General features: G+C 64.6%; 25 protein-coding genes and 2 pseudogenes. 15 read left to right on the top strand and 12 right to left on the bottom strand.

The window, feature by feature from the left end; translation table 11 throughout:
• Positions 1 to 138 precede the first annotated feature (138 nt).
• The 4 genes from FVF58_RS10645 to FVF58_RS10630 all read right to left on the bottom strand — a co-directional run bounded on the left by FVF58_RS10645 (position 139) and on the right by FVF58_RS10630 (position 4999).
• Positions 139 to 726, bottom strand: coding sequence for a nucleotidyltransferase family protein (locus tag FVF58_RS10645; protein ID WP_149669837.1), 588 nt, complete (start codon positions 724 to 726; stop codon positions 139 to 141).
• 233 nt (positions 727 to 959) lie between these two features.
• Positions 960 to 3182, bottom strand: a complete 2223-nt coding sequence (locus tag FVF58_RS10640; protein ID WP_149669836.1) for a xanthine dehydrogenase family protein molybdopterin-binding subunit — start codon at positions 3180 to 3182, stop codon at positions 960 to 962.
• Positions 3179 to 4180 carry an FAD binding domain-containing protein gene (locus tag FVF58_RS10635; protein ID WP_149669835.1) on the bottom strand — a complete coding sequence of 334 codons (1002 nt, stop codon included), beginning with the start codon at positions 4178 to 4180 and terminating at the stop codon, positions 3179 to 3181. Before FVF58_RS10635 ends, FVF58_RS10640 begins: the two co-directional genes overlap by 4 nt.
• A gap of 12 nt (positions 4181 to 4192) precedes the next feature.
• On the bottom strand, positions 4193 to 4999 hold the full coding sequence (locus FVF58_RS10630) for a 2Fe-2S iron-sulfur cluster-binding protein (protein WP_246217014.1): 807 nt from the start codon (positions 4997 to 4999) through the stop codon (positions 4193 to 4195).
• A 163-nt stretch (positions 5000 to 5162) separates the two neighbouring features.
• Here FVF58_RS10630 and FVF58_RS10625 point away from each other — a divergent pair.
• From FVF58_RS10625 to FVF58_RS10615, 3 genes and pseudogenes are all read left to right on the top strand, one after another.
• Positions 5163 to 5406: pseudogene (locus FVF58_RS10625) on the top strand (3-hydroxybutyrate oligomer hydrolase family protein); the annotation flags it as partial.
• A 142-nt stretch (positions 5407 to 5548) separates the two neighbouring features.
• Positions 5549 to 5768: pseudogene (locus tag FVF58_RS10620) on the top strand (hypothetical protein).
• Between the two features lie 23 nt (positions 5769 to 5791).
• Positions 5792 to 6601 carry an exodeoxyribonuclease III gene (locus tag FVF58_RS10615; protein ID WP_149669834.1) on the top strand — a complete coding sequence of 270 codons (810 nt, stop codon included), beginning with the start codon at positions 5792 to 5794 and terminating at the stop codon, positions 6599 to 6601.
• 127 nt (positions 6602 to 6728) lie between these two features.
• Here FVF58_RS10615 and FVF58_RS10610 read toward each other — a convergent pair whose 3' ends face one another.
• Together FVF58_RS10610 and FVF58_RS10605 are read right to left on the bottom strand one after the other, a co-directional pair.
• The gene (locus FVF58_RS10610) at positions 6729 to 7004 is read right to left on the bottom strand and encodes a CsbD family protein (protein WP_149669833.1); all 276 of its coding nucleotides are present in this window, start codon (positions 7002 to 7004) and stop codon (positions 6729 to 6731) included.
• Positions 7005 to 7170: 166 nt separating this feature from the next.
• Positions 7171 to 7863, bottom strand: a complete 693-nt coding sequence (locus FVF58_RS10605) for a Pr6Pr family membrane protein (protein ID WP_149669832.1) — start codon at positions 7861 to 7863, stop codon at positions 7171 to 7173.
• 664 nt (positions 7864 to 8527) lie between these two features.
• Here FVF58_RS10605 and FVF58_RS10600 point away from each other — a divergent pair.
• Positions 8528 to 9940 carry a DUF2252 domain-containing protein gene (locus FVF58_RS10600; protein ID WP_149669831.1) on the top strand — a complete coding sequence of 471 codons (1413 nt, stop codon included), beginning with the start codon at positions 8528 to 8530 and terminating at the stop codon, positions 9938 to 9940.
• A 43-nt stretch (positions 9941 to 9983) separates the two neighbouring features.
• On the opposite strand, the gene FVF58_RS10595 is transcribed toward FVF58_RS10600, so the two are convergent.
• Positions 9984 to 10841, bottom strand: coding sequence for a polysaccharide deacetylase family protein (locus FVF58_RS10595; protein ID WP_149669830.1), 858 nt, complete (start codon positions 10839 to 10841; stop codon positions 9984 to 9986).
• Between the two features lie 362 nt (positions 10842 to 11203).
• Between FVF58_RS10595 and FVF58_RS10590 the strand changes: the two genes are divergently transcribed.
• The 6 genes from FVF58_RS10590 to FVF58_RS10565 all read left to right on the top strand — a co-directional run bounded on the left by FVF58_RS10590 (position 11204) and on the right by FVF58_RS10565 (position 15916).
• Complete coding sequence (locus tag FVF58_RS10590) at positions 11204 to 11362, top strand: oxidoreductase-like domain-containing protein (RefSeq protein ID WP_246217013.1); 159 nt, start codon at positions 11204 to 11206, stop codon at positions 11360 to 11362.
• 51 nt (positions 11363 to 11413) lie between these two features.
• Positions 11414 to 12283, top strand: a complete 870-nt coding sequence (locus FVF58_RS10585) for an NAD-dependent protein deacetylase (protein ID WP_149669828.1) — start codon at positions 11414 to 11416, stop codon at positions 12281 to 12283.
• 118 nt (positions 12284 to 12401) lie between these two features.
• The gene (locus tag FVF58_RS10580) at positions 12402 to 13007 is read left to right on the top strand and encodes a pyridoxamine 5'-phosphate oxidase family protein (RefSeq protein ID WP_149669827.1); all 606 of its coding nucleotides are present in this window, start codon (positions 12402 to 12404) and stop codon (positions 13005 to 13007) included.
• Between the two features lie 14 nt (positions 13008 to 13021).
• Positions 13022 to 13654, top strand: coding sequence for a DUF938 domain-containing protein (locus FVF58_RS10575; RefSeq protein ID WP_149669826.1), 633 nt, complete (start codon positions 13022 to 13024; stop codon positions 13652 to 13654).
• A gap of 246 nt (positions 13655 to 13900) precedes the next feature.
• Positions 13901 to 15310 (top strand): NADP-dependent phosphogluconate dehydrogenase, encoded by a 1410-nt coding sequence (gndA, locus tag FVF58_RS10570; protein ID WP_149669825.1) that lies wholly within the window; start codon positions 13901 to 13903, stop codon positions 15308 to 15310.
• Positions 15311 to 15598: 288 nt separating this feature from the next.
• Positions 15599 to 15916 carry a DUF4148 domain-containing protein gene (locus FVF58_RS10565; protein WP_149669824.1) on the top strand — a complete coding sequence of 106 codons (318 nt, stop codon included), beginning with the start codon at positions 15599 to 15601 and terminating at the stop codon, positions 15914 to 15916.
• Positions 15917 to 16046: 130 nt separating this feature from the next.
• Here the strand turns inward: FVF58_RS10565 and FVF58_RS10560 are convergent, their stop codons facing one another.
• Positions 16047 to 16367, bottom strand: a complete 321-nt coding sequence (locus FVF58_RS10560; RefSeq protein ID WP_105508698.1) for a hypothetical protein — start codon at positions 16365 to 16367, stop codon at positions 16047 to 16049.
• A gap of 261 nt (positions 16368 to 16628) precedes the next feature.
• On the opposite strand from FVF58_RS10560, the gene FVF58_RS10555 reads away from it, so the two are divergent.
• The 5 genes from FVF58_RS10555 (at position 16629) to FVF58_RS10535 (ending at position 19800) form a co-directional block, all read left to right on the top strand.
• The gene (locus FVF58_RS10555) at positions 16629 to 16940 is read left to right on the top strand and encodes a cupin domain-containing protein (RefSeq protein ID WP_149669823.1); all 312 of its coding nucleotides are present in this window, start codon (positions 16629 to 16631) and stop codon (positions 16938 to 16940) included.
• Between the two features lie 167 nt (positions 16941 to 17107).
• Positions 17108 to 17878, top strand: a complete 771-nt coding sequence (locus FVF58_RS10550; protein ID WP_149669822.1) for a peptidoglycan DD-metalloendopeptidase family protein — start codon at positions 17108 to 17110, stop codon at positions 17876 to 17878.
• A 290-nt stretch (positions 17879 to 18168) separates the two neighbouring features.
• Positions 18169 to 18702, top strand: coding sequence for a DUF4142 domain-containing protein (locus FVF58_RS10545; protein ID WP_149669821.1), 534 nt, complete (start codon positions 18169 to 18171; stop codon positions 18700 to 18702).
• Positions 18695 to 19072 (top strand): cupredoxin domain-containing protein, encoded by a 378-nt coding sequence (locus FVF58_RS10540; protein WP_246217012.1) that lies wholly within the window; start codon positions 18695 to 18697, stop codon positions 19070 to 19072. The genes FVF58_RS10545 and FVF58_RS10540 overlap by 8 nt, the downstream gene beginning before the upstream one ends.
• Positions 19073 to 19092: 20 nt before the next feature.
• Positions 19093 to 19800 (top strand): RNA polymerase sigma factor, encoded by a 708-nt coding sequence (locus FVF58_RS10535; protein WP_149669820.1) that lies wholly within the window; start codon positions 19093 to 19095, stop codon positions 19798 to 19800.
• 147 nt (positions 19801 to 19947) lie between these two features.
• Here FVF58_RS10535 and FVF58_RS51360 read toward each other — a convergent pair whose 3' ends face one another.
• From FVF58_RS51360 to FVF58_RS10515, 4 genes are all read right to left on the bottom strand, one after another.
• A complete protein-coding gene (locus FVF58_RS51360; RefSeq protein WP_188130779.1) occupies positions 19948 to 20340 on the bottom strand; it encodes a hypothetical protein in 393 nt (130 codons plus the stop codon).
• The gene (locus tag FVF58_RS10525; RefSeq protein ID WP_149669819.1) at positions 20315 to 22114 is read right to left on the bottom strand and encodes a chloride channel protein; all 1800 of its coding nucleotides are present in this window, start codon (positions 22112 to 22114) and stop codon (positions 20315 to 20317) included. Before FVF58_RS10525 ends, FVF58_RS51360 begins: the two co-directional genes overlap by 26 nt.
• Positions 22115 to 22116: 2 nt before the next feature.
• The gene (locus FVF58_RS10520; protein WP_149669818.1) at positions 22117 to 22533 is read right to left on the bottom strand and encodes a MarR family winged helix-turn-helix transcriptional regulator; all 417 of its coding nucleotides are present in this window, start codon (positions 22531 to 22533) and stop codon (positions 22117 to 22119) included.
• Positions 22534 to 22619: 86 nt separating this feature from the next.
• Positions 22620 to 23786: an HPP family protein gene (locus FVF58_RS10515; protein WP_149669817.1), complete on the bottom strand. Its 1167-nt coding sequence runs from the start codon at positions 23784 to 23786 to the stop codon at positions 22620 to 22622.
• Positions 23787 to 23829: the final 43 nt, after the last annotated feature.

Genomic DNA, 23829 nt, shown 5'->3' with positions numbered 1-23829 from the left:
ATCCTGAGGAAGCTGCGGCTTCTTTGCGTCTTCGTTCTCGCTGCCTTGTTCAACCCCAGCGTTGCCGCCGATGTGATGGTGTGACGTCGGCGGCAACGCGAACCGAATTGTTCAGGACGGACTACCTACCGCTACACCTCACACCTCGCGCAAATCCTCCGGCGTATCCACATCGCGCAAAATCCCCGGATCGCGGACATCCACCCGCGTCACGCGCTGCGACATCAGCAGCGACTTCGCGCCGGTGTCGCCGTCGAGCGCCAGCAGCGCGTCCCGATGCTCGACGCCGAAGCCGACCGGATGCCCGCGCTGGCCCTCGTAAAACGGCGCCACCAGCGATGCGCCGTCGTCGAGTGCGCGCGCCACCGCTTCGATCGTCGTGGTGTCGATGCGCGGCATGTCCGCGAGGGCGACGATCCAGCCTTCGGCGTCCTCGCTCGCCTCGATCCCGGCGGCGAGACTCGCGCCCATCCCGCGGTTGGCGTCGGCGGCGAACACCACGTCGCAACCGGCGTCGTTCAAAAGACGCGCGAGGGCGTCCGAGCCCGGCCGCACCACGGCCAGCACCCGCGTCACGACCCGCAGCAGCCGATGCGCGGACTCATGCGCGACCGGCGTGCCGTCCGGCATCCGCGCGAGCAGTTTGTTGTGCAGACCTTCCGGATCGAAGCGCGAACCGAAGCCGGCGGCGAGCAACACGCCAGTAGCAAGCGAGGCGTAAGGCATGGGCGGACACCGGTGGGGAACAATGAGATCGATTGTGCGATGCAACGCGGGCTCAGGCAAGCGGGAATGCAGGTGCCCGACGTCGCGGTGAAACGCCAGCGCGATGGACGAACGTCAGCGGTAGATGCCGCCAACGACCGCGACCGACGACCGCGACTGCGACCGACGACCGCGACCAACGCCACCACCGCAAAATCCAGCCGGAAATCACGTCCGGGCCCATCAGTCCCCGCTCAAACCATTGTCCCTCCCATCACCTTATCCAACGTAACCGGCAAATCCCGCACCCTCACCCCGGTAGCGTGATACACCGCATTCGCAATCGCCGCCGGCACCCCGGTAATCCCGATTTCCCCGATCCCCCGTACCCCCAGCGAGTTGATATACGGATCCGGCCGATCGATGAACGTAATATCGAGCGACCCAATATCCGCATTCACCGGCACGTGGTACTCCGCGAGGTTCGCATTCGTGAAGCGGCCATAACGCGTATCGAGCGAGCTCTCTTCCTGTAGCGCCGCCCCCACGCCCCACACGATGCCGCCCATCAACTGGCTGCGCGCGGTCTTCTGGTTGAGCACGCGCCCCACGTCATACACGGCGACCACGCGCGGCACGCGAATCGTGCCGAGCTCGGCATCGACATGCACTTCGACGAACACCGCGCCGAACGAGTGAAACGAGTATTTCTGTTTCTCGTCGCCGGGCTTCACCGTCGAGGTCGCCTCGATCGGCCTGCCGCCCGAGCGCGCGATGATCGCCGCGGCCGGATCGCGCCTGGCCGGTTGCGTGCGGCTCACCACCCAGCCGTTGTCCACGGTGATGTCGTCGCGCGCGATGCCGTGCACCGGCGAAGCCGGATCGGCGAGCGCCAGCGCGATCAACTGACTTCGCGCCTGGCTGGCCGCCTCGCGTACGGCCGGCGACACGCTCGCCGCCGACTGCGATCCGCCCGACACCGGCGCGCGCGGCAGCGTCGAATCGCCGAGGGCGAAGTGGATCTTCTCCGGCGTGAAGCCGAGCGCGTCGGCGGCCACCTGGGTCATCACGGTGTAGGTGCCGGTGCCGATGTCCTGGGTGCCCGAAGCGACCATCGCGGTGCCGTCCGGCAGAATCCGCGCAATGGCCGAGGCTTCGCTGCGATTGGCTGGATAGGTGGCGGTCGCCATGCCCATGCCGATCAGCGTGCGGCCGTCGCGCATCGAACGCGGCGCAGCAGTGCGCCGCGACCAGCCGAATTTCTGCGCGCCGATCTGATAGCACTCGCGCAGCGACTTGCCCGACCACGGCTTGTTTTCCTGCGGATCGGCCTCGGCGTAGTTCTTCAGACGCAGCGCGAGCGGGTCCATTTTCAATGCCGCCGCGAGTTCGTCCATCGCCGATTCGAGCGCGAACGAGCCGGTGGTTTCGCCCGGCGCGCGCATGAAGGTCGGCGTGCCGAGATTGAGCGGCACGATCCGGTGCGTGGTCACCTGATTGGGTACCGTGTACAGCATGCGCGTGACCATGCAGCAGGTCTCGGTCCAGTCCTCGATCGTCGACGTGTTGGAGAAGCTGTCGTGGCGCATCGCCGTCAGCGTGCCGTCTTGACGGGCGGCGATGGTGAAGTGCTGCTCGGTACGCGGACGCGCGCCGACCGGACCGAACATCTGCGGCCGTTCGAGCACGAGCCGCACCGGACGTCCGGTCTGCTTCGCCGCCATCGCGCACAGCGACACATGCGACCACGACGAGCCCTTGCAGCCAAAGCCGCCGCCGATGAACGGCGAGATCACGCGCACGTCGCCGGGCGGGATGCCGAATACCTTGGCGACCGCCTGCGCCGCGCTGCTCACGCCTTGCGTCGAATCGTAGAGCGTGAGGTGCGGGCCGTCCCAGCGCGCCATCGTGGCATGCGGCTCCATCGGGTTGTGATGCTCGATCGGCGTGGTGTAGGTCGCGTTCACGTGGACCGTGCCGCTTTGCATGCCGTCTTCGAAGCTGCCGCGCTGCGTGTCGGTTTGCCGGCCTTGCGGTCTGTCCGGCGCGTGCGCGTTCGGTTTGGCCTGCGCGAAGTCCACGCTCGCCGCGCTGCTCTGATAGACGACGCGCAACTGACGCGCGGCATCGGTTGCGTGTTCGAGCGTGTCGGCGACCACCACCGCGACCGGCTCGTTGCTGTAGTGAACCTCGTTGTCCTGCAGCAGCGACAGCCGCCTGCCGGCCGGCGGCGCCAGCGTGGGCCTGCCGCCGTTCGGCAGGCGCGGCGCGTTCTGATACGTCATCACCAGCAGCACGCCGGGCACGGCTTGCGCACTGCTCGCGTCGATCGATGCGATGGTGCCGCGCGCAATCGTGCTGGTGACGAGCACCGCGTGCGCGAGACGCGCTTCGGGGAATTCGGCGGCATAGCGTGCCTCGCCGGTGACTTTGAGCAGACCGTCGATGCGGTCGACCGGTTGACCGATCAGGTTCATGCCACACCTCCAGCGCGTGCTGCGGCCTGGTTGACCGCACGCACGATCGCGCGTTGCGCAAGCTGCACCTTGAAGCGATTCTCGTGCTGCGGCCGCGCGTCGCTCAACGCGGCGGCGGCGGCGTTTTTCAGCGTCGCCTGCGAGAGCGGCCGACCGTTGAGCATCTGTTCGGCGGCGCTCGCGCGCCACGGCTTGTGCGCGACGCCGCCCAGCGCGATGCGCGCGGTCTGCACGCGCTCGCCGTCCATCTGCAACGCAGCGGCCACCGACACCAGCGCAAATGCGTAACTGGCGCGGTCACGCACTTTCAGATAGTGGGAGTGCGCGCTGAAGAGCGGTGGCGGCAGATCGACCGCCGTAATCAGCTCGCCGGGCTGCAACGTGGTATCCACATCGGGCCGGTCGGCGGGCAGGCGGTGGAAGTCGGCGAACGCAATGGTGCGTTCGCCGGCGGGGCCGCTCACGCGCACGACGGCGTCGAGCGCGGCGAGCGCCACGCTCATATCCGACGGATTCACCGCGATGCATTGCGGACTCGCGCCGAGAATCGCGTGCGTGCGGTTGCGGCCGTCGAGCGCCGCGCAGCCGCTGCCCGGCGTGCGCTTGTTGCACTGCGTGAAGGCCGTGTCATAGAAGTAACCGCAGCGCGTGCGTTGCAGCAGATTGCCGCCGACCGTCGCCATGTTGCGCAATTGCGCCGACGCGCCCGCCAGCAGTGCTTGCGACAGCAACGGGTATTGCTCGCGCACCAGCGCGTGATTCGCTGCGTCGCTATTGCGCACCAGCGCGCCGATACGGATGCCGCCATCGGGCAGCGTCGTCACCGTGTCCAGCCCGTTGATATGCGTGATGTCGATGAGCCGCACCGGCCGCGCCACCCCGCCCTTCATCAGATCGAGCAGATTGGTGCCGCCGCCGATGAAGACGGCGCCCGGTTGTTGGGCCGCGCGCAAGGCGCCGGCGACGTCGCCGGCGCGTTCGTAGGAGATCGCATCCATGCTGGTCGCTCCTTATGCGGTGCGGTGGTTCGTGTGGCCGTTGCGAAGCTCGTCGCCACGGCCGTTGCCGATCGCACCGGGCGCACCGATTGCACCGGGTGCACCCTCCACGGCGGCGCTGCCGCTCTGGCTGCCGCCGTCGTGCACCGCGCGCACCGCGGCCACGATGTTCGCGTATGCGCCGCAGCGGCAAAGGTTGCCGCTCATCCGTTCGCGGATCTCGTCGTCGGAAAGTTGGGCGGGGCGGGCACGCACATCGGCCGTCACGGTGCTCGCCGCGCCGTTGCGGAACTCATTGAGCAAAGCCGTCGCGGAACACAACTGGCCCGGTGTACAGTAGCCGCACTGAAACGCATCGTGTTCGATGAACGCGCGTTGCATCGGGCTCAATGCGTCGTTCGTCGCGAGCCCTTCGACGGTCGTGATGTTCTCGCCTTCGTGCATCACCGCGAGCGTCAGACACGAGTTAATGCGGCGGCCGTCGGCGAGCACCGTGCAGGCGCCGCATTGGCCGCGGTCGCAGCCTTTTTTCGTGCCCATCAAGCCTGCGTATTCGCGCAGCGCGTCGAGCAAGGTCACGCGCGGTTCGAGTTGCAGCGTGTAGGCGCGGCCGTTGATGGTCAGCGTGACCGGGCGCGGCGGCGCGGCCTGGTTACTCGGAGCCGGCGGCGCGGCCGGTGTTTGCGTTTGCGCGCGCAGATGCGGCGCTGCGCCGACCGTTGCGGCTGCGGCGGCGGACTGCAGAAAGCGCCGGCGCGAGGGTTGCTGAGGGAGGGCGGCTTCGTCCTCCGGATGCTGACATTCGTTTTGCGTGGACATGACGATCTGTTGACTCCTGTGAAAGGTCAATGCAGATAAGCGATGCATCGGCATCCGAAGCGTCGCGTTCAAACTAACATCACGCAGCAATTTCGGTGCCGTTGCAAATACAACGGTATTAAAAAATAACGGAGACAGCATAGACGACATCAGCGATCAGCGTCTGCCCGGTTTCGATACGCGCTTCGTGCCGCTCCACTACTGCAATCTGCAGGCGCTCATTCTGATGTGGAGTCGTCTGAATAGCGGCACGCCGCCGCCGTCGCAGGTGATTCACGCGATACCGCTTGGTGGTGTGTCCGGCGCCGCGCCGGCGCTGAGTGCGGCGAAACCTGCTGGCGATTGCGGCGAGTCCGGGGAGCAATGCGATTACGGTGGCTAATGGGGCGGTGAATGTGCCGAATTGAGGGATGGTAGTTCGCGGTTGGGGATGCGCGCACGCACATTGGCGTGTGTGCGCATGCCTCTTCACTGCAGCGTTTCACTGTGTGGGACTAGGTACAAGCCCTGCTATCGCCGAACAGACCAGGCGCGTTCACAGGAGAGCCCATGCAGTTCGATTACAGGCACTTCCACATCGATTGCCGCGCACGCCATGCGGGAGACGGCCTCTACTACGCCAGTGCGAAAATCGTCCGCGCGCCGCAAAATAACAGCCACGCCCAGTCGCACGATGTCCGGCGACATCGATTCTTTTTGCAATGAAGCCGATGCCATTTCATGCGCGAAATCCTGGGCGATGGAGTGGTGCGACGCCGCGGCGCAGTAAGCCGCCTGACAGGAGGACAGATCGTGGCGAAGCTTCGGATTGCGACCTTCAACATCAACGGCATCCGCTCGCGGCTGCCGGCTCTGCTGCAATGGCTGGAGCGCGAAGCGCCGGACATCGTGTGTCTGCAGGAACTCAAGGCGGTCGATAGCGCCTTTCCCGTCGAGCCATTGCGCGACGCGGGCTACGGCTCAGTCTGGCAAGGTCAGAGCGCATGGAACGGCGTGGCGATACTGGCGAAGGGCGAGGCGCCGCTCGAAAGCCGCCGCGGCTTGCCCGGTTTCGAAGACGACACGCACAGCCGTTATCTCGAAGCGGCGGCGGGCGGTGTGCTGGTGGCGTGTCTGTATCTGCCGAACGGCAATCCGCAGCCGGGTCCGAAATTCGACTACAAGCTCGCATGGTTCGATCATCTGATCGCGCATGCTGCGAAGCTATTCAAAAGCGGCCACCCGGTGGTGCTGGCGGGCGACTTCAACGTCGTGCCCACGGACGAGGATATTTACAACCCGCGTTCATGGCTGAAGGACGCACTGTTGCAGCCCGAGAGTCGCGAGCGTTATCGGCGGCTGCTGGCGCAGGGCTGGACCGATGCGCTGCGAACGCATTTCGGCGACGAGCGGGTCTACACCTTCTGGGATTATTTCCGCCGGCATTGGGACACGAACTCTGGCTTGCGAATCGACCACCTGCTGCTTAGCGCCGATCTCGCGCCGCGTTTGCGCGATGCGGGCGTCGATCGCTGGGTGCGTGGCGAACCGCATGCAAGCGATCACGCGCCGACGTGGGTGGAACTGGATATGGGTTCGGGACGCCGCAAGAAGAGCGGCTAGCGGCGACGCATGTGCAAAACAGCGCGCGACAAGGCATCCGATCCAACGCGAAACGGGCGACCGCCGTTAGCGGATCGCCCGTTCGTCTTTTTGTTAAACCCCCGTTAGCCGGCCCTTGGCCGCTGCTCTACCGCCGATAATCGCGATTCGCCGCGCCATGTGACCACAGCGCACCAGCGACGAAGCCAGCCAGGGCCACTACCGCAATAGCCGTGAAAGGACTTTCGACCGTGGTGTCGCGCACGAGGCTCGTCGTGCTCGCGCACAACTGCTGGGCTTTGCCGCTGAGTTCTCTCGCCTTGCCGGCCAGTTGCGTGCCGGTGTCGCCCAGTGCTTCGCCAACCGCGCCTTGAACCTTGCCCGCGACTTCCTTGACCGCGCCTTCCGCTGAATTGGTGTCCATACGAATTTGCTCCCGTTGTCATATTTACGTGTGAGCGCGCTGCAGTGCAACGCCCCCACACCAAGGTATCGCGCAGGCCCCGCATCGCGAGGTCCTGCGTCCACACACAGTGCGCAAGAAGCGCGCCCGCACCGCGGAGGGTTGTGGACAGCGGAAAGAGAAAACGTCAGGAACGTCCGCGCCGGCGCCGGAAATTGATGCCGACGAACACCGCCATCAACATCAGAAAGCCGCCGAACAGCAGCGCGGAATTGATCATCACGTGCCTGAGACCGAGTGTGTCGACGTTGATGAACGGGTACGGATAAAAGTCCGACAGACTGCCGCGCCAGAACGTGACGCCGAGGTACGTCAACGGATAAACCAGCCATAGCAGACAGTGACGCAACCTCAAATGAACACGCGGCACGAACAGCACCCAATAGAGTGTGGCCAGCATCGGCAGCACACTGTGCATCGATTCGGTGAGCAGCCGCCTGAGCGGTGCGGGCGACCACCAGCCGCGCAGCAACAGGTTATACGCGAGCCCGACAAAAACCATGTACACGACCACCGCGGTCACGACGGTAGGCTGCCGGAAAAAACGCACGAGCGGCGACCGGTGCGAACGCAGCGCCGCACAGGTAAAGCAGATCGCGCAGGCCAGCACCGTCAGGTTGGTGAGATAGCTGCTCATGCGAGCGAGGCCGTCGAACACGGTCAGGCCGCGCGCAAGCGTGCGATCGATAGTGACATCGGCTTGCGCGACGAGCGACATCCATGCGATGCCGGCGATGACCGCCGCCAGCGTCACCGACGAAACACTGGGTGTATGCAGCGGCAGATCGGGCTCCCGCTGCTGAGGAAGGGTAGGGCGCATGCGCACGATTCTATACACACCCCCTGCGCTTTGCAGCGTGTCGAATACTGACTCGACGAGCCGGCGGCTTTGGTCTCCCTCAAATGCGGTGCCGGCTACAAAATGTCATGGCGTGAGATGCGGGAATTGCCGAACTCGCCGGCGAACTTTCGTCGATCGTCGTTCGACCGCCATCGTGGAGCTCCCGATGGCGGAACCGACGACCACAACCCGGCCGATTGCGGCAAACAAACTCTCTGTTATTTGCGCGACGCACGTCCGATCAGAATAGGCCCTACTTCAAGGGCTTTTCTGCGCGTCATAAACGGCTGGATTCGTGCTAGCTGAAGCGCCCGAATAGACGAAAGCGAAAAAATTCACCAACTGGTTAGTTTGCCGAAGCGCTCCCCGGTAATTTTGCCCGCTTCTCGCCTGATGGGCGTGACCGGCGCTTCTCGTTTCGACACCAGGCCCAAGCCGGATCGCGCAGGATCGCGCGGCTCGGCGAGCTAAAACCAGCGACGGCAACATTTTTACCGACCGCTTGCCGCGACCCGTTATGATCCCGATTCGGAGGTGGCGCTCATGTCGATCGGGGCTGCCGCGGCCGATGTTCCGCTTTGTCGTGCCAGTAGAAGCAGTCTCTGGAACCGTCAGTCCAGACTCGCCAGAAACGGAGAAGAGCATGAAAGCCAGCACCATCGCCGAACGGGAGGCCCGTGGCCGTGCCGCCCGTGAACATTCGAAACGGTCGAGCCATCGCGCGACAGGCGAATTGCAGCGCAATCCGGTCGCGCTTCTCAAGCAAAGCAGTGAAGGCCGGGTCGAGAGTCTCGTGCCGCTGCGCTATGGGCGTATGGCCGTGTCGCCATTCACGTTCTTTCGCGGCGCCGCGATCCTGCAGGCCCACGATCTCAGCAAGGTTCACGACAGCGGCCTGACCATGCCGATCTGCGGCGACGGGCATCTGATGAATTTCGGCGGCTTCGCCACGCCCGAGCGGCAACTCGTGTTCGATCTGAACGACTTCGACGAAGTGTCGGTCGGTCCGTTCGAATGGGACCTGAAGCGGCTGACCGCGAGCCTCGTGATCGCCGCGCGCCATATGCGCCTGAGCCGCGGCACCGCCGAAAGTCTGGTGATGAACGCGGTCGGCTCCTATCGCGACCGGATGGCTCAGTATGCGCAATGCGGCGCGCTCGAACTCTGGTATGACCGCATCACCTTCGACCGCATGGCGGAAACCGCGTTGACACCCGAGGGCCGTCGCACGGTGCGGCGCGGCATGGAAAAGGCGGCAAGCCACAGTCACGAAAGCGTGCTTGAAAAGATGGCTGCGCACGAGGGCGGTCATTGGACGATCCGCGACGCACCGCTGGCGCTGTTTCACGTGCTGGGCGCGAACACGTTGTTTACGCCGGAAGAAAGCGAATCGTTCAGGGGCGCCAACTTGCGCAAGATGCTCGAGCGCATGTGGGGCGAGTACCTGAAGACGATGTCGCACGACCGCCGCGAATTGCTCGATCACTTCACCTTGCAGGACATCGTGTTCAAGGTGACGGGCGTCGGCAGTGTCGGCACGCGCTGCCTGGTGGCGCTGTTGGTGGATCACATGGGCAAGCCGCTGTTTTTGCAGTTCAAGGAGGCGCGGCCGTCGGTGATCGCGCAGTTCCACAAGTCGCCGCCGGTCAAGCACGAGGGCGAGCGCGTCGTGCAGGGCCAGCGCGTGTTGCAGGCTGCGAGCGACATCTTTCTCGGCTGGGCGACAGGGCCGCATGGGCGGCACTTCTACTTTCGCCAACTGCGCGACATGAAGCTCGCGGCGAACCTCGAATTGTTCGACAACGATCTGCTCGACGGTTACGCGCGGCTATGCGGCTGGATCCTGGCCCGCGCGCATGCAAAGGCGAGCGGCCAGGCGATCGAGATCAGCGCGTATATCGGCCGCGGCGACCAGTTCGCGGAAGCGCTGACCGGCTATGCGACCAGCTACGCGGACCAGGTGGAACGCGACTATCACGCGTTTTTGAAGGCGTGCCGCAGTGGTGAGTTGCAAGCGCGTTCAGATGAAGATATGGCGGCGGATTTTCAGTTGTAGGGGGAGGGATTGGTTGGGGCGTGGTTTGAACCGCGTCCTTGCCTCACGCATCGACCCTTGCTTCCCGTAACGTCACAAAACGCAACTTCCGCGCGCGAGCCAACTCGATCACGCGCGGCAGCACCGCGACAATCATCGGCTTTCCATCAGCCGTCAGCGCCGCATTGCCATCGTGCAACAGCAGAATATCGCGCGCTGCAAGCCCGTCGAGCAGGCGTCGCGCGACCACCTCAGGATCGCGCTCGCGCGTGTCATAGCCGCGCCGCGTCCACGCCGCGAGCCGCAAGTCGAGCTTGCGCAGCACAGGTTCGAGAAAGAGATTGCGCAGGCCCGCGGGTGCGCGGAAGAACATCGGCCGCTCGCCGCTCACCTGTTCGAGCGTCCGCTGCGCGGCATCGATCTCGCGCGTGAGCGCGCCTGGCAAAGTCACCGAAAACGTATGCACGTGAACCTGCGAATGGTTTTCGAGCGCATGGCCGCGCGCGACGATCTCACGCGCGAGCGCCGGATAGCGCTCTACGTTCGCGCCGATGCAGAAGAAGGTGGCGCGCATGTCGAAGCTGTCGAGCAGATCGAGCACTTGCGGCGTGACTATTGGGTCGGGCCCATCGTCGATGGTCAGCGCGATGGCGTCCGCGTTGCGCGTGCCGACGGGCAGATGCGTCCAGTTCGGCCCCAGCAGCGAGGTGCGCGGCAACAGGCCGGCCACCGTGAAAACGGCGTGGTTCACGAAGATCGCGGCCAGCCACCACGGCCACGCGGCCGGGGCCAGCAACCAGCCGGCCAGCACGAAGACGTGCCATGCGGCGGTCGCGGGGAGTATCGCGGGATAGCGGGTTTGCGGCCAGCGGCGCGGCGGCGCGGGCTGGGCGCGAGGCGTCGTTGTGGAGAATTCGTTCATCAAGCGTGTTTGCTGTCGGCGTACCTTCGTTGCGGGAAGGTCGTGAATCGCGCGTGATGCGCAGCAGCCGCAAAAGATACCACCGATGCACGGCTCGGCGTCGCGCGAACAGGAATGGTTGCAAATGAAAGCACGCTGAAAGACGCTGCGACGCTCAACGCGATGCCATGCGCGGCCCGCCCGGGCGCGCATTTGTGATCGGCGACCCGCCGTTGTAGGGTGCCAGGGGCTAACGAAGGCGGGCGTGCTTGCGCAGCGCGCTGCGCGCGATCAACTTATACTGAGCGCTTCCCGCCTTTACGGATCGCGTTTTCGCCGTGCCCCGAGCTATACCCAGCGACGACCCGCAGCCGCAGCCGCCCGTGCAGCCCGATCTCGACGACTGTTGTCATAGCGGCTGCAATCCCTGTGTTTTCGATCTCTATGACGACGCCCTCGAGCGTTATCGGACCGCGCTCGCCGAGTGGCAGGCGCGGCACCCGGCGCAAGTGCGGCAGAGCAAGTCGGGCGCGCGTCGTTGAACGGCGTTCGAGGTTTGACGTTCAGGCCGCAGTCTTTACCCCGTGCCCATCATGACCGACCTTCAGTCCGCGCCTCCCGAACCCCTGCTTGAATCGCATACGCTCGACGATCTGCATCGCTTCGTGCAGCGCTATCCGCGTCTGTTCGTGCTGACCGGCGCGGGCATCAGCACCGACTCGGGCATTCCCGGTTATCGCGACGACAACGGCGCATGGAAGCGCTCGCCGCCGATCACCTTGCAAGAGTTTCTCGGCACGTTTGCGATGCGTCAGCGCTACTGGGCGCGGAGCATGGTCGGCTGGCCGGTGGTCGCGCACGCGCAGCCGAACGCCGCGCATATCGCGCTGGCCAGGCTCGAAGCCGCGGGCCACGCGCCGACGCTGGTGACGCAGAACGTCGACGGTTTGCATCAGCGGGCCGGCAGCCGCGAGGTGATCGAATTGCATGGCGGCATCGATGGCGTGACGTGTCTCGATTGCGGAATGCAGCATGCGCGCGCGTCGATTCAGCAAACGCTGGAGGCGAACAATCCCGCGCTGCTGGACGTGACCGCCGAAGCCGCCGCCGATGGCGATGCGCATCTGGAGTGGCACGATCTCGGCGGCTTTCGCATTCCGTCATGTTCGAATTGCGGCGGCCTGTTGAAGCCCGCAGTCGTGTTCTTTGGCGAAAGCGTGCCGAAGGCGCGCGTCGAAGCGGCCTCGCATGCGCTCGACGCGGCGGACGCGGTGCTGGTGGTCGGCTCGTCGCTGATGGTCTATTCCGGTTATCGCTTTTGCGTGTGGGCGCACCAGCAGGGCAAGCCGATCGCCGCGATCAATCTGGGGCGCACGCGCGCCGATCCGTTGCTGTCGCTGAAGATCGCCGCGCCGTGTGCCGACACGCTGGGCGCGCTGGCCGGGCGCCTCGCACTCGTTTGAGCGAGGCATTCACGAACCGGCGGCGCGCACGGTGATTTGCCGGTTGTGCTTCACCAATCAGCAGGCTCGCTCTCGCCGCGTGCCGCTCGAACAAAAACGCACCTCGAAAGGAACCCCGATGTTGACGACCATCGAACAGCTCGAAGCGCTCTACAGTCAGCCGCACGAGCGTGCGCTGCGCAAGGAGATTCCGTCTATCAACGAGGACTATCGCGCGTTCATCGAAGTCGCGCCGTTCGTCGTGCTCGCCACCGCCGGGCCGGAAGGCCTCGACTGTTCGCCGCGCGGTGACGCGCCGGGCTTCGTGCGGATCGTCGACGAGCGCACGCTCGCGTTGCCGGACCGCCTCGGCAACAATCGGCTCGACAGTCTGCGCAATATCATCGTGGAGCCGCGTCTCGCGCTGCTGTTCATGATCCCCGGCGTCGGCGAAAGTCTGCGCGTGAACGGCCGTGGCCGGATCACCAACGACCCGCAATGGCTGGACAGTTTCGCCGTCGAAGGTAAACTGCCGCGCACCGTGCTGCTGATCGATGTCGACTCGGTGTATTTTCACTGCTCGAAGGCGCTGGTGCGTTCGAAACTGTGGGAGCCCGCGCAGCACGTCGAGCGATCGCGGCTGCCGAGCGCGGGCCAGATCCATCGGCGCATCAACGGCGCCGGGTTCGACGCCGCCACCTACGACCGTGAATTCGCCGAACGCGTGCGCACGACTCTGTACTGACCCAGAAACTCACCATGACTGAATCCCATCCGGCGTTGCGGCAACATTCGCCTTCCGCGGAGCGCAATCGCGAACCGATCCTCGCCGTGCTGCGCGACGCGCTGCCCGCAACCGGCCACGTGCTCGAAATCGCGAGCGGCACCGGCCAGCACGCGATGTGCTTCGCCGGCGCGCTGCCCGGACTCGACTGGCAACCGAGCGATGCGGATACCGACGCGCGTGCGTCGATTGCCGCGTGGCTCGCCCACGACGCGCTGCCGAACGTGCGCGCGCCGCTTGCCCTCGACGTGCATCAGCCCGACTGGGGCGTCGATTCGCTCGACGCGGTGGTCTGCATCAACATGATTCACATCTCGCCGTGGAGCGCGGCCGAGGCGCTGTTCGCCGGCGCGAGCCGCCGTCTCGTCGAGGGCGGTGTACTGTATCTGTACGGACCGTATAAACGCGGCGGCGCGCATACGTCGCCGAGCAACGACGCGTTCGATCAGCAGTTGCGCAGCCGCGACCCGGCGTGGGGCGTGCGCGACATGGAAGCAGTCATCGCGCTCGGTGCGTCGGTCGGGTTCGTGTGCGACGAGCCGATCGCGATGCCGGCCAACAATTTCAGCCTCGTGTTCAGGAAACGCCCGGGCGCTGTACAGGTCTGACAGACGGGTTTTGCGGGCGCAAGCCGGCATGCTTCATCAGTTGCCGCGCGCATGGGGTGCGTGATGGAACGTTACCCGGCGCATGGTGAAGCAACGCCGCTCCGCCCGCACGCAGTGAAACGCACCGCCCGTTGCCGGCCAGCGAGCGGCAAGCGCGCATTTCTTTTATTCTTTCACCCTCGACGTCCCGCCGACGTTTCTTCCGGCGCGGCGTCACGACGTTTTTTTGGACTCTGGAGAATTCACATGGGCAAACAGGCAATCGGCGTGGTGGGGCTGGCGGTCATGGGCCGCAATCTGGCGCTCAACATCGAGAGCCGCGGCCACGCGGTGTCGGTGTACAACCGAAGCCGCGCGAAAACCGACGAACTCGTCGCCGAATATCCGGACCGGAAGCTGGTGCCGGCCTTCACGCTGGAAGAATTCGTGGAGTCGCTGGAAAAGCCGCGCCGCATCCTGATGATGGTCAAGGCCGGCGAACCGACCGACGCCACCATCGCGGAGCTCAAACCGCTGCTGGACAAAGGCGACATTCTGATCGACGGCGGCAACACGCCTTTCACCGACACGATCCGCCGCAACCAGGAACTGGCGAAGGCCGGCCTGCATTTCATCGGCACGGGCGTGTCGGGCGGTGAAGAGGGTGCATTGAAAGGCCCGTCGATCATGCCGGGCGGCCAGCGCGACGCGTACGACCTCGTCGCCCCGATTCTTACCGAAATCGCCGCCAAGGCGCCGGACGGCGAGCCGTGCGTCGCGTACATGGGACCGGACGGCGCGGGCCACTTCGTGAAGATGGTGCACAACGGCATCGAATACGGCGACATGCAACTGATCGCGGAAAGCTACGCGGTGCTCAAGCAGGTCGCCGGGCTGTCGAACGCAGAACTGGGCAAGGTCTACACCGAGTGGAATCAGGGCGAGCTCGACAGCTATCTGATCGAAATCACCTCGAAGATCTTCGGCAAGAAGGACGAGGAAACCGGCAAGGATCTGGTCGACGTGATTCTCGACCGCGCCGCGCAGAAGGGCACGGGCAAGTGGACCAGCCAGAACGCGCTCGATCTCGGCGCACCGCTGCCGCTGATCACCGAGGCCGTGTTCGCGCGCGTGCTTTCGTCGCTGAAGGACCAGCGCGTGGCCGCCAGCAAGGTGCTAGAAGGGCCGCAGGCCAAGCCGCTCGGCGAGGCGCGCGACGCGTTCATCGAATCGGTGCGCCGCGCGCTGTACTTCAGCAAGGTGATTTCGTACGCGCAAGGCTTCGCGCAACTGCGCGCCGCGTCGCAAGAGTACAAGTGGGATCTGGATTTCGGCACGATCGCGAAGATTTTCCGCGCCGGCTGCATCATCCGCGCCCGCTTCCTGCAGAAGATCACGGACGCCTACACGAAGGACAAAGCGATCGCGAACCTGCTGCTCGATCCGTACTTCCGCGACATCGCGAAGAACTATCAGGCCGCGCTGCGCGAGGTCGTGGTGGCCGCGATCAATGCGGGCGTGCCGGTGCCGGCTTTTGCGTCGGCGGTTGCGTATTTCGACGCCTATCGCTCGGAACGTCTGCCGGCAAACCTCGTGCAGGCGCAGCGGGACTTCTTCGGTGCGCATACGTTCGAGCGCACCGACAAGCCGGGCAGCTTCCACGCAAACTGGAGCTGAGCGTTTGAATGACGGGCTGAGCGTTTGAATGACGGCCCGCCACGCGCTTTTTATAAGGCTTGACGGGTCGTGCATCTGTTTAAAAGCCGGGTGTGGCAATTGTTGCTGAAATATGCTTTTCGGTTGACTTGCTGGTTTAATTGAACGCCCGATTATTGCGAAAATCGGAATAGAGTTTCGTTGTTTTACGTGTTTACCCTAGATGTCAACGCTCCTAAACTTGCCATTAAGCGCTACGGGAGAACAAGCCCAAAGCGCACTACAAAACAAGTTTTGGAGGTTTACATCATGAAGACCCTGATCTCTGCAGTTGTCGTCGCCGCCGCCCTGGTTGCTCCGGTCGCTTCGTTTGCTCAATCGAATCAGCCGGTGACCCGCGCTCAAGTGCGCGCTGAACTGGTCCAGCTGGAAAAGGCCGGCTATAACCCGGTGGGCGATCACGTCGATTACCCGGTGAATCTTCAGGCTGCGCAAGCGCGTGTCGATGCTCAAAACGGCACCGCTCAAGCCGTGAACAGCGGCTACGGCGCACCGATCGCCGGCAGCTCGCAAGCTGGCCGTCCGATCAATGGCAACGACCGTAACTCGGTCTACTTCGGCAACTAAGCAGCGCTGAAGCCGCTAGAAGCGCCGCCTGGCTGACAAGGCGGCGGGCAAGAAAAAACGCCATCCGGTATCCTGGATGGCGTTTTTTCGTTTACGGCTACGGCGCCTTGGTAATCCGCGAGCGCAAGGGCTAATGCAGCGTGCGGTGCCGCCGGCCGATGTCATCGAAGAGCGCGCGGCTCGGTTCGAGCGCCAGCAGCCAGGATTCGTCGTAGCCGCTCAGATTGTCCAGCGCTTCGCGCAGCCGCTCGATCGCCAGCGCGGGAATCTCGACGCTCGCCTCGACACCGCTCGACAGCCCCGCGATACTGGCCAGTTGTACCAGCGCGTCGGCGGCTTCGGCCACGTCGGCGGCGAAAACGAGGTGCGTGTTCAGCAACTCGACCAGACCGGGCGACGCCGCAACGTCGTCGACGTTGAGTTGCACGGCCAGAAAGGTGGCTTTGTTCATGCCCAACTCCTCGCAGGATCCAGCGTTTTCGGACTCGCTTCCGGACGGTATGTTCCGCGCAGCATGCCTGAGTATAGGCGAGGAGGCGAGGCCTCAAAGGCTTCAATAGTCACACAAATCAAACCTGCTGCCCTTTGCGGAAGGCGCGCGGCCCGTCAGACCTATAATGGGGCCAGCCGGAATGCGCGGCGCGCCCGCTCGTGCGGCCCCGTGCGTGATGCAAATGGCCCGACGGCTCTGTGTTCCCAACTGCCTTTCGTCATGAAGATCATTCGCAGCAAGACCTTTACCGCGACGCGTCCCTGGGGCGCGCTCGATATCGCCAACATGGGCGGCATCACCACGCGTTTGCACTGGACCGATCAGCCGTACAAGTGGCATGTCAACGATGGCGAGGAAGTGTTCGCGGTCCTCGATGGCCGTGTCGAGATGCGCTATCGCGAGGACGGAGTGGAACGGTCTACGATTCTTGAAACGGGGGATGTGTTCTACGCTTCGGTGGGCACCGAGCACGTAGCTCATCCGATCGGCGCGGCGCGCATTCTGGTGGTTGAAGCGCAAGGCAGTGTCTGAGCGGCTGCGGCCTGCTTTGCTGCCGGGCCGACGTCGATGCTCGCGCGGGTGGCGGCATAATGGAGGACGCCAATGCCGCGACCGCGACGGCGCTCGCGAGACCGGTGGCACGGCGAATGCTTGGGCATCGAGTGAATCCGATTGAAACAAGTGTCGAGGACAATCCCATGACAAAACGATGGCAATTGACGGGGACGCGGCTTCTGACAGCCGCCGCGCTCGGCGTGATGTTCAGTGGCTGCACGACGATGCCTTGGGAGAGCACGCCGTTCTACAGCAATGCGCCGGCTGGCCCGACCACCCTCGGCACGGTCCCGGTTCCCGCCGGTTTCTATCGGGTCAATCCGGGCGACACGCTCGGCGGGATCGCGTCGGCGTATGGCCGCAAGCCGCAGGAAATCGCCGCGTGGAATGGCCTCGCGGTCAACTCGCCCGTCAACCCCGGGCAGGTGCTGCGCGTCTCTCCGCCGATGGCCTCCGGCAGCGTGGTGACGCCGCCGGTCAACGTCGCGCCGGGCGCGCCAGGCGCGGCACCCGCTGCGCCAACGGCATCCGCCGGCCCGCAGCAGGGCGTGCTGCAATGGCCGTTGCGCGGACCGATCCTGAAAGCGTTCGCGCCCGGCAAGTCGAACGGCATCGTGATCGGCGGCCGCCCGGGCGATCCGGTCAAGGCCGCGGCAACCGGCCGGGTAGTCTATGCGGGCTCCGGTATCGAAGCGTATGGTCCGCTCATCATCATCAAGCACGACGACTCGCTGATCACCGCTTACGGCCAGAACAGCGCGCTGCTCGTGAAGGAAGGCGACGCGGTCGCGCAAGGGCAAACCATCGGCGAGGTCGGGGTGGATAGCCGCGGCGTGGCTTCGATCCAGTTCGAGGTCCGCCAGAACGGCCAGCCGGTGGACCCGCTCACGTGGCTGCCGAAGTCGGGCGGCTGAGCCGTCCGCGAATCTTCTCGCGGGCCGGTTCTCTTCGGCACGCCGCGAATGAATGCGCTTGACCCTGCGGGCATCCGGTCAACGCAATAACGTCCGCTACCCGAGCCCATAGCGGACGGCCGTGCATCCGCCGCCACTCGTACGAATTTCCACGAACCTGCCCGAATCCGCGCCGCGAGTGGAAACAGGGCTCTTCCCGGTGACATCTAAGTCCATATCAACGGTCGTATCGGATCTGGACTGCGTCGGCGCGTCCATGCGCGCGCCGACGATAAACCGGGAGACATCTCATGAAATGGATCAGCGTTACGTTGTTCGGGGTACTGACTCTCGCGAGCTTCACCGGCTACGCACAGAGCGGCGGTCCCACCGATCCTCAGATCGCGGCGATCGTGGTCACCGCCAATCAGGTCGATATCGACGCGGGCAAGCTGGCGGAGTCGAAGACCCGATCGAAGGACGTCAAAGCGTTTGCGCAGCTGATGATCACCGACCACAGCGGCGTCAACAAGGCCGCCACCGATCTCGTGCACAAACTGGGCGTGACGCCGGAGCCCAACTCGACGAGTCAAAGCCTCAAGCAAGGTGGCGACGCAAATCTCGCCAACCTGAAGACGCTCAAGGGCATGGCTTTCGATCGGGCGTATATCGATCACGAAGTGGCCTATCACGAGAGCGTGCTGGATGCGCTCGACAAGACCTTGATCCCGAGTGCTCAAAACGAAGAGTTGAAAGCGCTTCTGGTCAAGGTGCGGCCGGCCTTTGTCGCGCATCTCGATCATGCGAAGCAGCTGCAGGCTGAGCTGGGCAAGAGCAATGGCTGAGATTAGGCGCGGCATGGGTGCAATGCCTGGGCGCAACGTGCGCGCGCGGGGCTGCTCGCTGGCCGTCGTGCTCGGTGCGGCCCTCGGGGCGCTACCGTCCGCCCATGCCTGCGCTGCGCCGCTCACGTACCAGGTTGTCATCGAGCAGATGCGCTTCAATCCGCCGACGCTGACGGTGAAGCGGGGCGATCGCGTCGAGTGGGTGAACAAGGACCTGTTCGCTCATACGGCGAGTTCGAGCGCGAAGGCGTTCGATTCGGGCAGCATCGCGCCGAACGCGTCCTGGAGTTTTGTCGCCGGCAGAGCGGGGAGCTATCCTTACCTATGCAACTTCCACCCGACGATGCGCGGCACACTGAATGTCCGGTGACACAACTTGACGAGCGCTCCATGACGCACAGCGCGGTAACACAGTTGGCGCCTGCCACGATCGATGATCTGTCGATCGTGCGCCGTGTCGCCGCCGGAGACCGAAGCGCATTCGAACTGCTGATGCGCCGGCACAACCGGCGGCTGTATCGTCTCGCGCGCGCTACGCTTCACAACGACGCCGAGGCGGAAGACGCATTGCAGGAAGCGTATCTGTCCGCGTATCGATCAATCAGCCAGTTCCGTGGGGACTCCGCGCTGCTCACCTGGCTGTCGCGGCTGGTGCTCAATGAGTGCTTTGCCCGTTTGCGCCGCGAGACACGGCGCCAGAACGTGATCCCAATGGTGGACCCGGGTACTCATATCGATATCGACGCCATGAACGCAGACGATTCGAATTCTCCGGACAGGGCGGCCGCGCGCACGGAATTGCGTGCGTTGCTCGAACGCAAGCTGGACGAGTTGCCCGATGTTTTCCGTGTCGTCTTCGTGCTGCGTTCGGTCGAGGAAATGAGCATCGAGGAAACCGCGCAGTGTCTCGCGATTCCGGAGGCCACCGTGCGCAGCCGGCATTTTCGCGCGAGGAATCTGTTGCGCGAAGCGCTGGTTCAGGAAGCGGATCTGATCGAGCGGGATCTGTTCGAGTTCGGCGGCGCGCAGTGCGACCGGGTGGTGGCCGGCGTGCTGGCGCGTATAGCTGGCGAGCGGGACAGCGGCGGCTGCCGTTAGCGAGTTAGATTCGTTGCGTGAATGGAAGGAGGCACTGTGACTGAAGCGCCTGCCTGTTGGAGTGCAAGACCGGCTCTCGTTAGCGGCAGCATTCGCTGCGTATCGGCGATGCTGGCCGTCTTCTTTCTGGCGACGAATGCGGGAGCGTCAGAAGGGCAAGTGCGAACGATCCAGATCGTATCGGGCAGTTACGGCCAGAACTGTGGAGCGACGCACGGCAACGAAACGCGTGACATCGCGCGTCGGTGCGATGGCCTGATGACCTGCGAGTACGCGCCACGCGAGCCGCTCAGGAGCCGGCCGGCGGCGAAATGCAGAAGTGGCTTTGTGGCCGAATGGCGTTGCGATCACGCGGACTTTCACACCGCCGCTCTCAGCCCCGAAGCCACGCGGGGCGACACACTCGTGCTGAGTTGCGTCATCGAGCGCGGCGCGGGCAAATAGCGCGCGCTGCGCAAAACAGACGAGGTGGAAACGGCAATCGGCTTCTACCACCGCGACCGCCTCGTCATGTTCAGCCGGTCTTGCGAGCCGGCGCAAAGCGCCGCTTGCCGAGCGACGGCGCCAAACGCCGGAAACGCTCGCGCTTGTGTTCTTCTTCGAAGTGGCTGAGCGACGGTTTCACCAGATCGCTGCGCGACACGATCCCGACGAGACGCATGGTCTTGCGGTCGGCCACCACGGGCAAGCGCTCGAGATTGTGCACCGCCAGCCGCGTCGCGACGAGCCGGCACGTTTCGGACGGCAACGCGTAGGCGGGCGCGGTCTGGTCGAACACGTCGGCCAGATACGCGCTGCGTTTGTCGACTCCATCAGCGCTACAGAACCGGTCGAGCAACGCGCGGTCGGCCACGCCGAGCACCGCGCCGTCGCAGACCACGGGATACGCACGACGCACCTGGTTCGCGCCGAAAAACGTGTATTGCGCGTCGGCGATGGTCAAGCCGGCGTCGATCGATTCGACAGAGGCCGTCATCACTTCGTCGACGTAATGACGTTCGAGCGGATCGACGCCGTACTCGCGATAGATGTGATAGCCGCGGCGCGCGATCTTCTCGGTCATGATCGACCGGCGCATCACCACCGTCGAGAAGCCGTGAGCGATCAGCGTCGCGGTGAGCAGCGGCAGCAGCGCATTGCCGTCGTGGGTCAGGCCGAAAGCGAACACGATGGCGGTCAGCGGTGCGCCGAGCGTCGCGCCGAGCGTGGCGGCCATGCAGACGAGCGGCCACAAGGCCGGCTGATTGCCCGGCAGCCAGTGCGCGAGGACGGTGCCGAGCCCGGCGCCGAGCATCAGCAGCGGCGCGAGAACGCCGCCGGAGGTGCCGGAGCCGAGTGCGACCACCCACATGACGGCCTTCACGGCCAGCAGCACAAGCGCGGCCTGCAACACGATGTGCTGATGCAGCAGATCGCCGATCACGTCGTAACCGACGCCGAGAGCGCGCGGTTCGAGCCAGCCGCCGATGCCGACCACGATGCCGCCCAGAGCCGGCCACCACATCCAGTGAATCGGCAGTTTGCCGAACAGGTCTTCCGTTTTGTACAGCGCCGCGGAAAGTCCGGACGCGAGCGCGCCCGACAACAATCCGGCGATTACGCAAGAAATCAGCGACCAGCCATCGGGCGCGGCGGTTTGGAGCGGGAACAGCGGGCCTGCGCCGAAGAACAGCGCGCGGGCGAAACCGGCGACCGCGCAGGCCACCGCGACCGGCAGGAAACTACGGGGCCGCCACTCGAACAGCAAAAGTTCGACAGCGAGCAGCACGGCCGCCACCGGCGTGCCGAACACCGCGGTCATACCCGCGGCGGCGCCTGCCACCAGCAAGGTCTTGCGTTCCGCCGACGTGACCTTCACGCATTGCGCGATCAACGAGCCGAGTGCGCCGCCCGTCATGATGATCGGGCCTTCCGCGCCGAACGGCCCGCCGCTGCCGATCACGATGCCGGACGACAGCGGCTTGAGCACTGCGACCTTCGGCGACATTTTGCTTTTGCCGAACAGGATCGCTTCGATCGCCTCGGGAATGCCGTGTCCGCGAATCTTCTCGGAGCCGTAGCGCGCCATCAGGCCGACGATCAGCCCGCCGATCACCGGCACACCGATGACCCACAGGCCGAGCGTGTTGCCGGCGGGCGAACGGTCGGCAAACGACAGCGCGCCGAAGAAGAACAGATTGGTGAATAGACGGATCAGGTTCAGCAATACGAATGCGGCAAGCGTGCTGACCACCCCGATGCACGCCGCTAGCGCAAAAATGCCGGGCAGCCGGGCGTTGGCCGAAAAATCACGCTTATGGGAATTCATGCTCATGGTTAGTCGAAGTCGATCTGTGGAATCTGGAAAGCGCCTTCTAGCGATTTCAATTCGGCGCGGTGCAATTCCGCCAGTCGCGCGAGCACTCGCTCGCCGGCTTTTTCGAGGTGGACTTCCACCTGGCGGCGATCGGTTTCGCTGACCTGGCGGCGCACGAGACTCAGCGCTTCGCAGCGCGACACCAGCGCGACGACGCCGTGATGCTGGGACTGAAGCCGCTCCGCCAGCTCGCCGACGGTGGCCCAGTCGCGCTCCGGATATCCCTTGATGTGCAGCAGCAGCAGATACTGCAACGGCGTAATGCCTTCGCTCTGCGCGGCCTGCTCGGAGAACCGTTCGAAGCGCCGCATCTGGTAGCGAAACTCCGACAGTTGCTCGAAGTCGGCTTTGGTCAGTCCGCGAGTCCGTACTTTCATTGGGTACCTGCCAATGCGAATAAACGATCAATATATCACATGGTGATGTATTGTTTCATCGCACGGGGCAGGCGATGCTCGTGTCGCTATGCTGCCTTTTGCGCTTTGAGCACGGTCTGCCGGTAGAGACCGGCAATCAGGTCCACCTGCGTAATCATGCCGATCAGATGCCCGGATGCGTTGAGCACCGGGATATGGTGGTGGCCGTGATGCGCGAACAGCGGCACGAGGTCGGTGATCGGCGCCGTGGCGCTGGTGGTGCACACCTCGGTGTTCATCACGCTGCCGACGGTCGGCGCGCGCAGCGCATCGCCGCGAAGCCAGCCGTCGAGGCGAGTGGCGAAGGGCAGGAACTGCCCGAAAACCCGCTTATCGACGAGGTCGGCCCGCGTCACGATGCCGATCAGATTCCGGTCGGCGTCCGTGACGGGGAGCGCCTTCACCTTGTTGCGCTTGAGCAGGCCCCACGCCACTGTTGCACGCGTGGTCGCGGAGACCGATATCACGTGGCGGGACATGATGTCCGCGCAACTCAGTTCGTTGAAGCTGCGCGAGAAGGCCTGAAGCTGCGTCTCGCGCAGCAGCGATTCGAGGTCGTCCGGGTCGATGTCCAGCATTTCGCTGCGACGCTTCAGAACGGCTTCGAGGTCCGCGCGCGTAAAGCCTGCGCGCGACGCGTCGTCGGCCGCATTGGCGGTTGTGCCGCGGCTCAGGAGCCCGCTGTGCGGGTAGCGATGGCCGGTGGCGGCGTGGTAGGCGAGCGCCGCGGCAAGCAGCGCGGCCGACTGGATCGCAATCGGCTCCAGCACGAACCGGTAGCCGAGCGCATGGATGGCGGGTCCGCCCAGCACCGCTGTCAATGCCACCGCGCCCGAGGGCGGATGAACGCAGCGAAGCGTGAACATTCCGCAGATGGATAGTGCGACCGCTAACGCAGCCGCGAGGGTCGGATCAGCGATCGCACTGGCGCAGGTCACGCCGATCGTCGCGGACACGAGATTGCCGCCGATGATTGACCACGGCTGCGCTAGCGGACTCGCGGGCACGGCGAACAGCAGCACGGCGGAAGCGCCCATTGGCGCGACCAGCAGCGGAATGTTCGCCGCCGGCCCGAGCAGCAGAAACATCGAGCCGCCAGTGAAGGCGATCCCCAGCAGCGCACCGAGACACGAGCGCGCGCGCTCCTGCCATTTGACGGTAACCGGTGCTGGAATAAAGCTGGCAAGCCAGCGAAGGGCAATGGAACGGGACAAGATTGGACGAGGCAGTAGTCGATTAGTGGGGGTCGAGATTACC

This window comes from Paraburkholderia panacisoli, assembly GCF_008369935.1.
Classification (GTDB): domain Bacteria; phylum Pseudomonadota; class Gammaproteobacteria; order Burkholderiales; family Burkholderiaceae; genus Paraburkholderia; species Paraburkholderia panacisoli.
This window is presented reverse-complemented; position numbering and strand designations above follow the sequence as displayed.

Coding starts and splice junctions, on each gene's coding strand:
- FVF58_RS10645 (WP_149669837.1), bottom strand. CDS start 726: ATGCCTTACGCCTCGCTTGCTACTGGCGTGTTGCTCGCCGCCGGCTTC.
- FVF58_RS10640 (WP_149669836.1), bottom strand. CDS start 3,182: ATGAACCTGATCGGTCAACCGGTCGACCGCATCGACGGTCTGCTCAAA.
- FVF58_RS10635 (WP_149669835.1), bottom strand. CDS start 4,180: ATGGATGCGATCTCCTACGAACGCGCCGGCGACGTCGCCGGCGCCTTG.
- FVF58_RS10630 (WP_246217014.1), bottom strand. CDS start 4,999: ATGTCCACGCAAAACGAATGTCAGCATCCGGAGGACGAAGCCGCCCTC.
- FVF58_RS10610 (WP_149669833.1), bottom strand. CDS start 7,004: ATGGACACCAATTCAGCGGAAGGCGCGGTCAAGGAAGTCGCGGGCAAG.
- FVF58_RS10605 (WP_149669832.1), bottom strand. CDS start 7,863: ATGCGCCCTACCCTTCCTCAGCAGCGGGAGCCCGATCTGCCGCTGCAT.
- FVF58_RS10600 (WP_149669831.1), top strand. CDS start 8,528: ATGAAAGCCAGCACCATCGCCGAACGGGAGGCCCGTGGCCGTGCCGCC.
- FVF58_RS10595 (WP_149669830.1), bottom strand. CDS start 10,841: ATGAACGAATTCTCCACAACGACGCCTCGCGCCCAGCCCGCGCCGCCG.
- FVF58_RS10585 (WP_149669828.1), top strand. CDS start 11,414: ATGACCGACCTTCAGTCCGCGCCTCCCGAACCCCTGCTTGAATCGCAT.
- FVF58_RS10580 (WP_149669827.1), top strand. CDS start 12,402: ATGTTGACGACCATCGAACAGCTCGAAGCGCTCTACAGTCAGCCGCAC.
- FVF58_RS10575 (WP_149669826.1), top strand. CDS start 13,022: ATGACTGAATCCCATCCGGCGTTGCGGCAACATTCGCCTTCCGCGGAG.
- gndA (WP_149669825.1), top strand. CDS start 13,901: ATGGGCAAACAGGCAATCGGCGTGGTGGGGCTGGCGGTCATGGGCCGC.
- FVF58_RS10565 (WP_149669824.1), top strand. CDS start 15,599: ATGAAGACCCTGATCTCTGCAGTTGTCGTCGCCGCCGCCCTGGTTGCT.
- FVF58_RS10560 (WP_105508698.1), bottom strand. CDS start 16,367: ATGAACAAAGCCACCTTTCTGGCCGTGCAACTCAACGTCGACGACGTT.
- FVF58_RS10555 (WP_149669823.1), top strand. CDS start 16,629: ATGAAGATCATTCGCAGCAAGACCTTTACCGCGACGCGTCCCTGGGGC.
- FVF58_RS10550 (WP_149669822.1), top strand. CDS start 17,108: ATGACAAAACGATGGCAATTGACGGGGACGCGGCTTCTGACAGCCGCC.
- FVF58_RS10545 (WP_149669821.1), top strand. CDS start 18,169: ATGAAATGGATCAGCGTTACGTTGTTCGGGGTACTGACTCTCGCGAGC.
- FVF58_RS10540 (WP_246217012.1), top strand. CDS start 18,695: ATGGCTGAGATTAGGCGCGGCATGGGTGCAATGCCTGGGCGCAACGTG.
- FVF58_RS10535 (WP_149669820.1), top strand. CDS start 19,093: ATGACGCACAGCGCGGTAACACAGTTGGCGCCTGCCACGATCGATGAT.
- FVF58_RS10525 (WP_149669819.1), bottom strand. CDS start 22,114: ATGAGCATGAATTCCCATAAGCGTGATTTTTCGGCCAACGCCCGGCTG.
- FVF58_RS10520 (WP_149669818.1), bottom strand. CDS start 22,533: ATGAAAGTACGGACTCGCGGACTGACCAAAGCCGACTTCGAGCAACTG.